Annotated in this window: 14 protein-coding genes; 1 reads left to right on the forward strand and 13 read right to left on the reverse strand. The window is 70.0% G+C overall.

Annotated features, from left to right (window positions below):
* Nucleotides 1-40 precede the first annotated feature (40 nt).
* Nucleotides 41-910, forward strand: coding sequence for a homocysteine S-methyltransferase (gene mmuM / locus IEY81_RS13580; protein WP_229787843.1), 870 nt, complete (start codon nt 41-43; stop codon nt 908-910).
* Between the two features lie 21 nt (nt 911-931).
* Here mmuM and IEY81_RS13585 read toward each other — a convergent pair whose 3' ends face one another.
* From IEY81_RS13585 to ftsW, 13 genes are all read right to left on the reverse strand, one after another.
* Nucleotides 932-1,399, reverse strand: coding sequence for a GNAT family N-acetyltransferase (locus tag IEY81_RS13585; protein ID WP_189119020.1), 468 nt, complete (start codon nt 1,397-1,399; stop codon nt 932-934).
* The gene (locus IEY81_RS13590; protein WP_189119021.1) at nt 1,377-2,318 is read right to left on the reverse strand and encodes an RluA family pseudouridine synthase; all 942 of its coding nucleotides are present in this window, start codon (nt 2,316-2,318) and stop codon (nt 1,377-1,379) included. Before IEY81_RS13590 ends, IEY81_RS13585 begins: the two co-directional genes overlap by 23 nt.
* Nucleotides 2,315-2,902, reverse strand: a complete 588-nt coding sequence (gene lspA / locus IEY81_RS13595; RefSeq protein ID WP_229787845.1) for a signal peptidase II — start codon at nt 2,900-2,902, stop codon at nt 2,315-2,317. The genes IEY81_RS13590 and lspA overlap by 4 nt, the downstream gene beginning before the upstream one ends.
* A complete protein-coding gene (locus IEY81_RS13600; protein ID WP_189119023.1) occupies nt 2,875-3,303 on the reverse strand; it encodes a TraR/DksA family transcriptional regulator in 429 nt (142 codons plus the stop codon). Before IEY81_RS13600 ends, lspA begins: the two co-directional genes overlap by 28 nt.
* A 465-nt stretch (nt 3,304-3,768) precedes the next feature.
* Nucleotides 3,769-4,536 (reverse strand): DivIVA domain-containing protein, encoded by a 768-nt coding sequence (locus IEY81_RS13605; protein ID WP_040757109.1) that lies wholly within the window; start codon nt 4,534-4,536, stop codon nt 3,769-3,771.
* A gap of 153 nt (nt 4,537-4,689) precedes the next feature.
* Entirely contained in the window at nt 4,690-5,175 is a 486-nt protein-coding gene (locus IEY81_RS13610; protein ID WP_189119024.1) for a cell division protein SepF, read from the reverse strand.
* A 116-nt stretch (nt 5,176-5,291) separates the two neighbouring features.
* Nucleotides 5,292-5,993, reverse strand: a complete 702-nt coding sequence (locus tag IEY81_RS13615; RefSeq protein WP_189119025.1) for a YggS family pyridoxal phosphate-dependent enzyme — start codon at nt 5,991-5,993, stop codon at nt 5,292-5,294.
* Nucleotides 5,993-6,703: a peptidoglycan editing factor PgeF gene (gene pgeF, locus IEY81_RS13620; protein WP_189119026.1), complete on the reverse strand. Its 711-nt coding sequence runs from the start codon at nt 6,701-6,703 to the stop codon at nt 5,993-5,995. Before pgeF ends, IEY81_RS13615 begins: the two co-directional genes overlap by 1 nt.
* Nucleotides 6,704-6,712: 9 nt before the next feature.
* Nucleotides 6,713-7,966, reverse strand: coding sequence for a cell division protein FtsZ (gene ftsZ, locus IEY81_RS13625; RefSeq protein ID WP_189119027.1), 1,254 nt, complete (start codon nt 7,964-7,966; stop codon nt 6,713-6,715).
* Nucleotides 7,967-8,148: 182 nt separating this feature from the next.
* Nucleotides 8,149-9,105, reverse strand: coding sequence for a cell division protein FtsQ/DivIB (locus IEY81_RS13630; protein WP_189119028.1), 957 nt, complete (start codon nt 9,103-9,105; stop codon nt 8,149-8,151).
* A gap of 17 nt (nt 9,106-9,122) precedes the next feature.
* Nucleotides 9,123-10,541 (reverse strand): UDP-N-acetylmuramate--L-alanine ligase, encoded by a 1,419-nt coding sequence (murC, locus tag IEY81_RS13635; protein WP_189119029.1) that lies wholly within the window; start codon nt 10,539-10,541, stop codon nt 9,123-9,125.
* Entirely contained in the window at nt 10,538-11,614 is a 1,077-nt protein-coding gene (murG, locus tag IEY81_RS13640) for an undecaprenyldiphospho-muramoylpentapeptide beta-N-acetylglucosaminyltransferase (protein WP_189119030.1), read from the reverse strand. The genes murC and murG overlap by 4 nt, the downstream gene beginning before the upstream one ends.
* A gap of 13 nt (nt 11,615-11,627) precedes the next feature.
* Nucleotides 11,628-12,950 (reverse strand): putative lipid II flippase FtsW, encoded by a 1,323-nt coding sequence (gene ftsW / locus IEY81_RS13645; protein WP_189119031.1) that lies wholly within the window; start codon nt 12,948-12,950, stop codon nt 11,628-11,630.
* Nucleotides 12,951-13,178: the final 228 nt, after the last annotated feature.

Raw genomic sequence — 13,178 nt, forward strand, 5'->3', positions numbered from 1 at the left:
TCCGACAGTTTTGACGGCGGCAGGCCGTAGCATCGGGGATGTGGTGACGATCCTCGACGGTGGCCTCTCCAACGCGCTCGAAGCGCGTGGTCAGGACGTCTCCGGAGCCCTGTGGACCGCCCGTCTGCTCGACGAGTCGCCCGAGGAGATCGCCGCCGTCCACCGCACCTACTTCGCCGCCGGAGCCGACGTCGCCACCACCGCCAGCTACCAGGCGAGCGTGCCCGGGTTCGTCGCGGCCGGGATGACCGAGACGTACGCCACCGAACTGCTGCGCCGCAGCGTCCGCATCGCCCGCGAGGTGGCCGCCGAGGCCCCCGGACGACTGGTCGCTGCCTCGATCGGACCCTATGGCGCCTATCTGGCCGACGGCTCGGAGTACCGCGGCCGCTACGGCGTCGACGCGGCCACGCTGCGCGACTTCCACGCCCCGCGGCTGGCGCTGCTGGAGACCGAGGACCCCGACCTGATCGCGGTCGAGACGATCCCCGACATCGAGGAGGCCGAGGTGCTCGTCGACCTGCTCGACGACATCGGCCTGCCGGTGTGGTTCTCCTACTCCTGCGCCGGCACCCGCACTCGCGCCGGCCAGCCGCTGGCGGACGCGCTCGCGCTGGCCGCGGAGGTGCGCTCGGTCGTCGCCGTCGGCGTCAACTGCTGCGACCCCGCCGACGTCCCAGCGGCGATCGAGCTGGCCACTGCCACCGGCGAGCCCGCCGTGGTCTACCCCAACTCCGGCGAGACCTGGACCGCGTCTCCCGAGGGCGGCGACTGGACCGGCAGCCCGCACTTCCGCCCCGGGGAGGCGCTCGGCTGGGTGCGGGCCGGTGCTGCGTACGTCGGCGGCTGCTGCCGCGTGGGTCCCGAGGAGATCGCCCGGATCGCCGCCGAGGCCTCCCGAGCCGGCTGAGCGCCAGAGCCGAAGCTCAGCTCAGGGCCACACCATGCGTACGTCGGGGGTCTTCTCCTGGTTGCCGGAACCGTCGGTGCGCTCGACCTCGCGCAGCCCGTGGCGGGCGTAGAAGGCCCGCGCGGGGGTGTTCATCTCGAAGACCCACAGCCCGAAGCCGTCGGGGTCCAGCGACTTCACCAGGTCGAGGAGCATGGTGCCGAGGCCGGTGCCCTGCGCGCGCGGATGGACGAAGAGGTCCTCGAGCCAGGTCGGGGTGAAGGCGACGAAGGCACAGACGGCCCCGTCGACCTCGGCGACCCAGACCTCGGTGCCGGCCTGCGGGGCGATCACCTTGACCGCGAGCCACTCCCGGATGTCCTTCTCGGGGTAGATCGGCGGCGGCATCGGCGCGGCGCTGCGGGCGTCGACGTAGGCGCGGACGATCTCGGGGACGTCCTCGGGCTCCGCCGGGCGGAGCACGGCCTCAGTGGGAGTCTCGGATGACATCGAGCGCGTGCTGGAGGTCGTCGGGGTAGGTCGACTCGAAGGTGACGTACTCACCGGTCTCCGGGTGGTCGAAGCCCAGCTGCACCGCGTGCAGCCACTGCCGCTCGACCCCGACCCGCCGTGCGAGCACGGGGTCGGCACCGTAGGTGAGATCGCCGACGCAGGGATGCTTCAGCGCCGACATGTGCACCCGGATCTGGTGGGTGCGACCGGTCTCGAGGTGGATCTTCAGCAGCGAGGCGAACCGGTGGGCCTCGAGCGTCTCGTAGTGGGTCACCGAGTGGCGACCGTCGGCACGCACCGCGAACTTGTAGTCGAACTTCGGGTTGCGCCCGATCGGGGCGTCGATCGTCCCCTCGAGCGGGTCGGGGTGGCCCTGGACCAGCGCGTGGTAGGTCTTGTCGACCGTACGCTGCCGGAAGGCGTTCTTGAGCACGGAGTAGGCGTGCTCGGACTTGGCGATCACCATCACGCCCGAGGTGCCGACGTCGAGGCGCTGGACGATGCCCTCGCGCTCCTTGGCCCCCGAGGTGGAGATGCGAAAGCCGGCCGCGGCGAGGTGGCCGACGACGGTCTGGCCCTGCCAGCCCGGCGACGGGTGCACGGCGACGCCGACAGGCTTGTCGATCACCACGAAGGCGTCGTCGTCGTAGATGATCTTGATGCCCTCGACGATCTCGGGCTTGATCTCCAGCGGGTCGGCCTGCGACGGGATCGTCGCGTCGAGCATCGAGCCCGCGCTGACCCGGTCGCTCTTGGCCACCGCGGCACCGTCGACGGTCACCAGGCCCTCGGAGATCAGCTCGGCCGCCCGGGTGCGGGAGAGGCCGAACAGCCGCGCCATGGCGGCGTCGACGCGCTCCCCCTCCAGGCCGTCGGGGACGTGCAGGGTGCGCTGGTCGGCGTGCCCGAAGTTCACTTCGCCTCGTCCTCCGAGCCGGTCTCGACCTCGTCCTTCGCGCCACCGTCGACCGACCCGTCGAGACCGATGCCCCGGAAGGAGAGGATCACGATGAGCACCGCCGCGACGTTGATGCACATGTCGGCGACGTTGAAGATCGGCCAGTTGGGCAGCTGCAGGAAGTCGACGACGTGACCGACGTAGAAGCCGGGCTCACGGGTCAGCCGGTCGACCAGGTTACCGCTGATGCCGGCGACCAGGATGCCGAGCGCGATCGCCCACCCCCGGTGACGCACCCGGCGCGCGAACCACAGCACGCCGATCGTGGCAGCGATCGAGAGCGTGGTGAAGAACCAGGTGAACCCGGTGCCCGTCGAGAAGGCCGCTCCCGGGTTGCGGATGATGTTGAGCTGCAGCACCGACCCGATGAGCTCCTGCGGCTGCCCGGGAACGAGCGTCGCGACCGCCCAGAGCTTCGTGATCTGGTCGAGGACCAGCAGAAACACTGCGACGGCCGCGAACTCTGCCCACCGAACAGGGTGCACGTGGGACTCAGGACCGGTGTGTGCGTCGCTCAGCGACGCTCCTCGCGCTGCTTGCATGTCATGCACAGTGTGGCACGCGGGAACGCCATGAGCCGCATCTTGCCGATCGGCTCCCCGCACGACTCACAGATGCCGTACGTGCCGTCCTCGAGGTATCCCAGGACGCGCTCGATCTGCGCCAGCTTGTCCTTCTCGCTGTTGACCACGGTCAGCTCGTGGTCACGCTCGAAGCTGGTGGCTCCCATGTCGGCCTGGTCCTGGCCGGCGCCGTCCCCGGAGTCCTTCATCAGCCCGGAGAGCTCGGCCTCGAGAGCGGTGAGCACCTCGAGGCTGTGGCTCCTCATCTCGTGGAGCTCGTCGATGACCTCGTTGAGCTCATCCTTGGTCCACGGGTCCTCGCCGTCCTTGACCTTCAGCTGGTCGGGAGAGACGACGGTCTTGGTTGCTTTCTTAGGCACGGCACTCGCTTTCTGGTGTGTGACACGGCCCCCCGGGCCGCACGGTGGTGTCAGGTTTGGCTAAACGCTCGCCGTGGCCACCGACGTGGAAGCCATGGCGTAGGAGCTGGTATTCCCAGAAAGCTCGGACGTCGTCACCTGGACGCGTCCGACTGTCGCGCGGACGCGACACCTCATCGGTACAGACATGGAGTCCCCTTTCTCCTGCCGTCACTTCGCGCCGCCGAGTCGGTGCGGAGTGCGTGCCCGGAATGTAGCCCGGGATCGGGCTCCGCTCAACCAACACACCGAAACTGCACCGATATTGGTCCGCAGCGCGGAAAAACGACGCAATCGGCTCGCAGGACCCGTCTCACCTGCTATAACGCGTTCTCCTGCACCGTCACACGATGCCCTCGACGCACGCGTCGGCCGGCCTCGCATGATGCGAGGCCGGCCGACGGAAGCCTGACTACGAGAGCTGGATCAGCCCTCGTCCTCCCCCAGGATGGAGCGCAGACGCTTGGGCGCCGGGCCCGACTCGTTGACGGCGGCCGCCATGACGGGCGCCTGCGACTCAGCCGAGTTGTTGAGCGCGTCGAGCTGCTGCGTGAAGTAGCTCTTCAGACGCGAACGGTACTCACGCTCGAAGTTGCGCAGCGTGTCGACCTCGGTGGTCAGGTTGTCCTTCTCCCGCTCGAGCTCACCGAAGAGCTGCTGACGACGCTCGGCGGTCTCGCTGTCGAGCATCTGCGCACGGGTGCGCGCGTCTGCCTCCATGCGGTCGGCCTTCGCCTTCGACTCGGCCTCGAGACGCTCGGCCTTGGTGCGGGCCTCGCCGACGATCTTGTCGGCGTCGTTCTTGGCCGTGTCGATGAGCGCGTCGTGGTTGCGTGTGGCCAGCTCGAGCAGCCGCGCCGCAGCGTTGGACGCCTCCGGGACGGTCTCGACCCGGATCGTCTCGATGCCGCCGGTCTGCGGTGCCTCCTGGTACATCGGCATCTGGTGCGAGACCGGCTCGGGGGCCGGCATCGGCTCGGGCGCAGGCGGCTCGGGAGCCATCGGGAAGGACGGTCCCCCACCCGACTGCGCAGACGCCAACTTCCCACGAAGGTCGTCGTTCTCCCGGGTGAGACGTGCCAGTTCGGCCTCGACCTCGTCGAGGAACTGGTCCACCTCGCCCATGTCGTAGCCCTCGCGGAGCCGGACGGGAGTAAAGCGCTTGTTGCTCACGTCCTCTGGCGTCAGCGGCATGACCTCACCCATTCATTACTCGGTTGACTCAGACGTACGGACTGCACCGCCGGGGGGCGGCATCAGGTTAATGCTGTCGAAACTCTAGCGCCTGTCCGTAGACATGCCAGATGCGGACCGCATCCAGGCACCTTCGGACAGGTGTCGAAGGCCTCAGCTCTGGTTGAAGAAGCCGCCCTCAACGATCCTCTGCTTTGCCTCAGCCGTGACCGAAACGTTCGCAGGTGAGATAAGAAACACCTTGTTGGTGACCCTCTCGATGTTCCCATAGGTAGCAAAGATCAGGCCCGCGGCAAAGTCGACAAGCCGTTTCGCGTCGGCGTCGTCCATCTCGGTGAGGTTCATGATCACCGGCGTGCCGTCGCGGTAGTTCTCACCGACCTGGCGCGCCTCGTTGTAGGACGTCGGGGTCAGCGTGATGATCTTGGAAAGCTCTGCCACTGCAGGCACCACCGTTGCTCGTCGCCGCTCGGAAAGGTCGGCCACCGGGGCCGGGCGGGACTGCTTGGACCGCACCGGCGCCTTGACGGCCTCGTGGGAGCGGGTCTCGTCGTCGTCACCTTCGTAGACGTCGTCGTCGTACCCGGTGTCCTCCAGCAGCCCGAGGTATTCACCGAACCTGCGCATCGCGCCGCTCATGCCGCCACCTCCGTAGCGCAAGCGCAAGAACACGGACGCGGCGACCTGAGGTCATTTGCCGCTCGCTGACGCTCGCTCATGTTGCCACCTTCCCCAAAGTGTTGCTGACCGAGACATTACTTGACAGTCGGCCTCTCTCCGAGGACCGCAGACCCGACACGTACGTGTGTCGCGCCATGGGCGATCGCCTGCTCCAGGTCGCCGCTCATCCCGGCCGACAGCACTGTCGCCTCGGGGTGCTCGACCAGGAAGTCCTCCCGGATCCGCGCCAGTCGGACGAACGCCGGCTCCGGGTCTTCGCCGAGCGGCGCGACCGCCATCAGACCCCGCAGCCGGAGCCCGTCGGTCTCGACCACCTGGGCGGCGAGATCGCGGAGGTCGGCCGGGTCGGCCCCGGCACGGCCCTCTCGACCGGGCGGGTCGAGGGAGACCTGGAGGAGCACGTCGATGATCTGGCCGCGCTCCCCCGCGCCACGGCTGAGCCGCGCCAGCAACGAGGGCCGGTCGACGGACTCGACCACGTCGGCGTAGCCGGCCACGGCGGCGGCCTTGTTGGACTGCAGCCCGCCGATGTAGTGCCAGCGCAGCCCCAGGTCGACGCTCTCGGCCGCCTTGGCCGCCGCCTCCTGGTGACGGTTCTCACCGACGTCGGTGACGCCGAGACCAGCCAGGATGCGTACGTCGGAGGCCGGGAAGAACTTGGTGACCACGACCAGGTGGACGTCGTCGGCGGAGCGTCCGGCGGCCTCGGCCGCGCTCGCGATCCGCTCACGGGTCTTCGTCAGGCCCGCGGCGATCTCCTCGGTGCGGTCGGCCATCAGGCGCTCCGCAACCGGATCAGGGCGCCCAGCGACATGCCGGCGCCGTCACGGCGGTAGGAGTAGAGGTCCTCGGACTCGCGGGTGCAGCGGCTGGCGTCGACCGCCTCGACACCCTCACGCGCCAGCTGCGCGAGCACGCCGGCGCCGACGTCGAGGCTGGGGGTGCCCCAGCTCGTGGTGGCGCGGGTGGACGGCTCGACCGCGGCGATCTCCTCCTGCATCTCGGCAGGCACCTCGTAGCACTTGCCGCACACGTGCGGCCCGACCCAGGCGGTGATCCGGGTCGCGCCGACCTCACGCATCCGGGCGAGGGTCGCGGGCACGACCCCGACCGCCATCCCCATGCGCCCGGCGTGGGCGGCGCCGATGACGCCGGCCGTCTCGTCGGCGAACAGCACGGGTACGCAGTCGGCGGTACGGACCAGCAGCACCAGGTCGCGCTCGGTGGTGACGATGCCGTCCGCCTCGGGACGGGAGCCGCACTCCGCGTCGACGACCGCATTGCCGTGGACCTGGTAGAGGTCGGCGTAGGGCGCGCCGTCGGCGAAGTCGGCCATCAGCAGGCGGTGGTTCTCGGCCTTCGCCTCGGGCGAGTCGGAGCCGTTGACCGCCAGGTTGAGCTCAGCGTACGGAGCACGGCTGACCCCGCCGTACCTGTCGGTGAACGCCAGGTCGACGAGGCCTGCGGAGGCTCGGAACGAGTACAAGCGGGGTGCCTACTTCAGGAAGTCGGGGACGTCGAGCTCATCATCGCTGAACTGGACGCTCGGAGCGGGCTTCTTGGCGACCGGGGCGGGCTCGGCCGGCGGAGCCGCGGGCGGCGGCGTGGACGGGGCCGGGGCAGGCTTGGCGGGCGCCGCGGGCTCGGCGGCCGGGGTCTCCTCGGCCTGCTGGGCCTCCTCGGCGCGTCGGGTCGCGACCGCGGTGGCCACGGCGGCGGTCTCACCGTTGTCGGCCGGCTTGGAGCCGGTCGAGCGGCCCTGGACGGTGCCGAGCGCGGACTGGCCCTCGCGGCGCTTGGGCATGCCGCCGTCGAAGCCGGCCGCGATCACGGTGACCCGGACCTCGTCGCCGAGCGCGTCGTCGATGGTCGCACCGAAGATGATGTTGGCCTCCTGGTGGACCGCGTCGGCGACCAGCGCGGCGGCCTCGTTGATCTCGAAGAGACCGAGGTCGGAGCCGCCGGCGATGGAGAGCAGGACGCCGTGGGCACCGTCGATCGAGGCCTCCAGCAGCGGCGAGGAGACGGCCATCTCGGCGGCCTCGACGCTGCGGTTGTCGCCGCGCGCGGAGCCGATGCCCATCAGGGCCGAGCCGGCGTTGGACATGACCGACTTCACGTCGGCGAAGTCGAGGTTGATCAGGCCGGGGGTGGTGATCAGGTCGGTGATGCCGGAGACACCCTGCAGGAGCACCTGGTCGGCCTGACGGAACGCGTCCATCACCGAGACGTTGCGGTCGGAGATCGACAGCAGCCGGTCGTTGGGGATGACGATGAGGGTGTCGACCTCCTCGCGGAGCTTGGTGATCCCCTCTTCGGCGGAGTTGGCGCGGCGGCGACCCTCGAAGGCGAACGGGCGGGTCACCACACCGATGGTCAGCGCGCCGAGGCTGCGGGCGATGCGGGCCACGACGGGGGCGCCGCCGGTGCCGGTGCCGCCACCCTCGCCGGCGGTCACGAAGACCATGTCGGCGCCCTTGATGACCTCTTCGATCTCGTCGGCGTGGTCCTCGGCCGCACTCTCCCCCACGCTGGGGTTGGCGCCGGCACCGAGGCCGCGGGTCAGCTCGCGACCGATGTCGAGCTTGACGTCGGCGTCGCTCATCAGCAGCGCCTGCGCGTCGGTGTTGATGGCGATGAACTCGACCCCCTTGAGGCCGACCTCGATCATCCGGTTGACAGCGTTGACGCCGCCGCCACCGATGCCGACGACCTTGATGATCGCCAGATAGTTCTGTGCAGCTCCCACGGTGGTCGCCCCTTCGATCGCTGGTTGGTCCATACGGCGGGTCTTCAACCCTTACCCTCAGCCTGAGGGTTATAGTTATGTCAACCTCGCCGTTCTCAGAACAGTAGGCAGACGTACGCCCCGAGATCGGCGCGACACGCGGATGCGGATCAGTTGTGCCGATCTCGTGCCGTCGCCGAGGATCAGCCGATGCTCTTGCTGGTGACCGGCTGGCCGGGCACGGAGACGTCGTAGCGGGCCACGTCGGGCTCTGCCTTCATCAGCGCGACCAGGACATCGGCCTTGGTGTCCGACTGCGCGCTGCTCCCCCACACCACCCGCTTGTCGTTGTGCATCTCCAGCGAGATCGAGTCGACGGTCGTCACCTCGACGTGGTCGACCTTCTTGGCGAGGTCGGCCGGGAGCGCCGAGGCGACCGCGGCGGCCTCGCGCAGCGCGTCGGAGTTGGTGCCGGTCACGGTGTTGACCATCGGCAGGCCCTTGGGCGCCTTCTCGTAGTCCCAGAAGACGCTGCCGGTCTCGTCGAGCGCGCGCAGCCGGCCGCCGATGGAGACGACCGCCACCGGCGTACGTTCGGTGACGTCGATGCGGATCTTGTCGGGCCACTCGCGGGAGACGTTGACCGAGCGCACCATCGAGAGCCCGTTGAGGATCCGCACCTGCACGGCCTCCAGGTCGGCGGTGGCCAGCGGCTCACCGACCGGGGCCGCCGCGAGCTCGACGACCTCCTTGGCGCTGGTCATCTTCATCGGGCCGTGCACGGTGGTGCCCTTCACCTGCAGCCAGGTGGAGAAGTAGACGGCCCAGATCCCGCCCAGCAGGAGGGCGATCACCAGGGTGCCGACGATGAGGTAGCGCCAGGCGAGCCAGCGGCGTCGCCACTGGCGGCGAGCGAAGGCCTTGCGGCTCTTGAGGGTCGCCCGGTCGACCGAGGGACGCTCGCCGGGACGCTCCGCGTCGGGCTCGGTGTCAGGACCCTCGTCCGGCCCGGCGTCCGGCTCGGTGTCGGGTCCAGTGTCAGGTCCGGTGTCCGGTCCCGTGTCCACCTCGGCGTCGAGGTCGAGCCGCCGTTCCCCCGAGGCCGACTTCGCGATCTCCAGGGCCTCGGCAATCTCGGCGTCCGAGCCCTTGTCCCCCATGCTCGTCTCCCCCAGCGTCACTTCTCAGCAGCACGTAGCCTGGCGAGCACCATCGGCCCCACCTCGGTCACGGTACCTGCCCCGAGGGTCAGAACCAGGTCACCCGGGCGGGCGCGGCGAGCCAGCTCGGCGGCGGCCTCCTCCAGCCCGGCGACGCTGGCCACCCGGTCGGGCGGCAGCGGCACCGCGTCGGCGACCAGCTTGCCGGTCACCTCGGGGTCGTAGTCCTCACGGGCGAGGTAGACGTCGAGGACGACGACCTCGTCGGCGGCGCCGAGCACGCGGCCCATCTCCTCCCCGAAGATCCGGGTGCGGGAGACCATGTGCGGCTGGAAGCCGACGATGAGCCGGCCCTCCCCCGCCACCGACCGGCCGGAGACGAGGTCGCCGGCGATCTCGGAGGGGTGGTGGGCGTAGGAGTCGTAGACGCGTACGCCTGCGGCCTCGCCCTTGCGCTCCATCCGCCGCCGGGTGCCGGTGAAGGACTCCAGGCCCGCCTTGAGCAGGTCGAAGGAGTGGCCAAGGCGCAGGCCGACGGTCAGCGCGGCGAGCGCGTCGGCGACGTAGTGGCGGCCCGGGATCTGCAGCGTGATGCGGCCCAGCTCATCGAGCCCGTCGACGACGGTGAAGGAGGAGGTGGTGCCCTCCAGGACGACGTCGACGGCGCGTACGTCGGCCAGCTCCGACTCACCGACGCCGATGAAGCGGCGGCCGAGCGAGTGGGCGACATGGCGCAGGTCGGCGGCGCCGGGGTCGTCGATGACCGCGACCAGGAAGCCGTCGGGGGCCAGCCGCCCCACGAACTGGGCGAAGCCCTCGCGGTAGGCCTCCTCGGTGCCCCACTGGTCGAGGTGGTCGGCCTCGACGTTGGTGACGACCGCGGCGTAGGGCTTGTAGACCAGGAAGGCGCCGTCGGACTCGTCGGCCTCGGCGACGAAGAGGTCGCTGGAGCCCTCGGCGGCGTTGGTGCCGGAGGCGGCCAGCTCGCCACCGACGGTGTAGGTCGGGGCGGCGCCCGCGGTCTGGAGCGCGACGGTCAGCAGCGAGGTCGTGGTGGTCTTGCCGTGGGTGCCGGCGACGGCGAGGACACGACGGCCCTCCATGACCGAGGCCAGGCCGGCCGAGCGCGGGTAGATCCGCAGCCCCTTCTCGACCGCCGCGACGTACTCCGGGTTGTCCTCGCGGATCGCCGTGGAGACGATCAGCGTGTCGACGCCCTCGACCTGGGAGGCGTCGTGGCCGACGTAGACGGTCGCGCCCTCCTCGCGCAGCGCCGCGACCATCGAGGAGTCGGCGCCGTCGCTGCCGGAGACCTGGATCCCGCGGGCCAGCATGACCCGGGCGATCGCGGAGAGGCCCGCACCGCCGATGCCGATGAAGTGGACCCGGCCCAGCTGCTCGGCCGGGAGGATCTGCTCAGGAACCGGAACCCTCATGACCTGCCTCCGTTCGCCGTCTCGATCACGATCCGCGCCAGCCGCTCGTCGGCGTCGCGCGGCACCAGGTCGCTGGCGGCCTTCGACATCGCCTCGAGACGGGCACGGTCGGTGACGATCGGGGGTACGTGGCGGGTGACCCAGTCGGCGTTCATGTCCGCGTCGGACACGAGCACGGCACCACCGGCGTCCACGACCGCACGCGCGTTGAGCGACTGCTCGCCGTTGCCGATCGGGAGGGGTACGTAGACGGCCGGGACGCCGACGGCGCTCGCCTCGATCACCGAGTTGGCGCCCGAGCGGCAGATCATCAGGTCGGCCGCGGCGAGGGCGAGATCCATCCGGTCGACGTAGTTGAGCACGTGGTAGCCGGGGCCGGGCGAGGCCAGCTCGTTCTTCGGGCCGATCACGTGGAGCACCTGGATGCCGTTGCTGGCCAGGGCCCGGTAGGCGCCGGAGACGGACTCGTTGATGGTGCGGGCACCCTGGGAGCCACCGGTGACCACGATCGTGGGCCGGTGCTGGTCGAGGCCGAAGAAGGAGCGGGCCTCGGCGCGCAGCGCCCAGCGGTCCATCGTGGAGATCATCCGGCGGATCGGGAGGCCGATGTACTCCGCCTTGGGGAGCTTGGTGTCGGGGAAGCTGACCGCCACCCGGTCGGCGAGCCGGGCGCCGACCTTGTTGGCGTAGCCGGGCATCGAGTTGCCCTCGTGCACGATCACCGGGATGTGGCGCCGCTTGGCCGCGATGTAGGCGGGGACCGAGACGTAGCCGCCGTAGCCGACGACCACGTCGGGACGGACCCGGTCGAGCACGTCGTAGGTCGCGTCGACGGCGCCCTTGAGGTTGGCGGGCACCTTCAGCAGGTCGCTGCTGAGCTGGCGCGGCATCGGGACCGGCGGGATCAGCTCGAGCGGGTAGCCCGCCGCAGGGACCACCTGGTTCTCCAGGCCGCGAGGTGTGCCGAGGCAGGTCACCTCCACGCTGGGATCGAGACGGCGCAGGGCGTCAGCCGTGGCGAGCAGGGGGGACGTGTGTCCGGCGGTGCCACCACCGGCGAGGAGGACCTTCATGATGCGTCCGAACTTAGCGGGTGCGTTGTGCGGACCGGTAAGCGGCTGCCTGCCGTGCCCGATCCTTTGCCAAGGCTTTACGGTGCTTCAGCGCCGCGGCCGCTGCCGGCTCGCGGCGGGCGAAGCCGATGACCACGCCCAGGGCCACCATCGAGGGGATCAGCGCCGAGCCGCCGTAGGAGACCAGGGGCAGCGGGATGCCGATGACGGGGAGGAGCGCGAGCACCATCCCGACGTTGATGATCATCTGGCCGAGCAGCCAGACCAGGATGCCGAAGCTGAAGTAGCGTACGAACGGCCGGTCGGTCTGGCGGGCGACCTTGACCAGCGCGAAGGCGAGGGTGAGGAAGAGGCCGACGACGAGCAGGGTGCCGACCAGGCCGAGCTCCTCGCCGAGCACCGCGAAGATGTAGTCGGTGTGGGCCTCCGGCAGGTCGCCCCACTTCTGCTGCGAGGCCCCGATGCCCTGTCCCAGGACGCCGCCGGAGCTGAGCGCGTACAGACCGTGGGAGGGCTGCCAGCCCTGGCCGTGGTAGTCCTTGAACGGGTCCGCGAAGCTCGTCAGCCGAGCCAGCCGTTCGGTGTCGGTGCTGATCAGGAACAGCACCGAGACACCGATGATCGATATCGCGATCCCGAAGAGCTTGCCGGGCGCGCCGACGACCCACAGCATGCCGAGGACGATCGCGAAGAAGACCAGCGCGGTGCCGAGGTCGCGACCGGCGAGGACGAGTCCCGTGGCCAGCGCGATGCCGGGCAGGACCGGCATCAGCACCTCGTGGAGGCTGTCGAGGCGGCGGTCCTTGAGCGCGTAGACGTGGGCGGCCCACAGCACGATCGCCAGCTTGGCGATCTCGCTCGGCTGGATCTTGACCGGCCCGGCGCCGATCCAGTTCTGCTGGCCGTTGACGTCGTGACCGAGGAAGATCGTCAGGAAGAGCAGCACGCACGCCACGATGTAGCCGGGCCAGGCCAGCCGCCGGATGTCCTTGGGCCGGATCCGGGAGGCGATGAACGCGCACGGGATGCCGATCAGCACCCACAGCACCTGCCGCCCGACGATCGCGTAGGAGTTGTCCATGTACTGGTAGGCCCACACGCTCGAGGCGCTCAGCACCATGATCAGCCCGATGGTCAGCAGCAGCGAGGTGCTGGTGAGCAGCAGGTAGTAGGCCGCCAGCGGCCGGTTCAGCGCCACCCGCAGCGCGTGGAACCACGCGTTGAGGTAGCCGAGGACGGTCTTGGGGTACGCCTTGACCCCCTGCGCGGTACCGGCACCGCTGCGGTCGGGCCCGCTACGGTCTGGCCCGGTCTGGTCGGGGCTGGTCGTCGTCACGCCTTACCTCCCAGATCCGGTGCCACGTACGTCCATTACATTCTCGCCGCCGGTCGTCCGTTCCCCGCGCATCTCTCCCGCGTGTCGCTCCCCCGCGAAGCGTCACGTACGTCGGTCGAAGCGTCAGGTGCGTCGGCCGAGCTGGCAGCGGGCTGCCGACTCGACCGGCGGGAGCGACGCCTCGGCCGACCCGGGTGACGCCTCGGCCGACCCGGGTGACGCCTCGGC

Origin of the sequence: Nocardioides luteus (assembly GCF_014648595.1) — a bacterium.
Lineage (GTDB): Bacteria > Actinomycetota > Actinomycetes > Propionibacteriales > Nocardioidaceae > Nocardioides > Nocardioides luteus.

Coding starts and splice junctions, on each gene's coding strand:
- IEY81_RS13605 (WP_040757109.1), bottom strand. CDS start 4,536: ATGCCGCTGACGCCAGAGGACGTGAGCAACAAGCGCTTTACTCCCGTC.
- IEY81_RS13615 (WP_189119025.1), bottom strand. CDS start 5,993: ATGGCCGACCGCACCGAGGAGATCGCCGCGGGCCTGACGAAGACCCGT.
- murC (WP_189119029.1), bottom strand. CDS start 10,541: ATGAGGGTTCCGGTTCCTGAGCAGATCCTCCCGGCCGAGCAGCTGGGC.
- IEY81_RS13585 (WP_189119020.1), bottom strand. CDS start 1,399: ATGTCATCCGAGACTCCCACTGAGGCCGTGCTCCGCCCGGCGGAGCCC.
- murG (WP_189119030.1), bottom strand. CDS start 11,614: ATGAAGGTCCTCCTCGCCGGTGGTGGCACCGCCGGACACACGTCCCCC.
- lspA (WP_229787845.1), bottom strand. CDS start 2,902: ATGCAAGCAGCGCGAGGAGCGTCGCTGAGCGACGCACACACCGGTCCT.
- IEY81_RS13630 (WP_189119028.1), bottom strand. CDS start 9,105: ATGGGGGACAAGGGCTCGGACGCCGAGATTGCCGAGGCCCTGGAGATC.
- IEY81_RS13610 (WP_189119024.1), bottom strand. CDS start 5,175: ATGAGCGGCGCGATGCGCAGGTTCGGTGAATACCTCGGGCTGCTGGAG.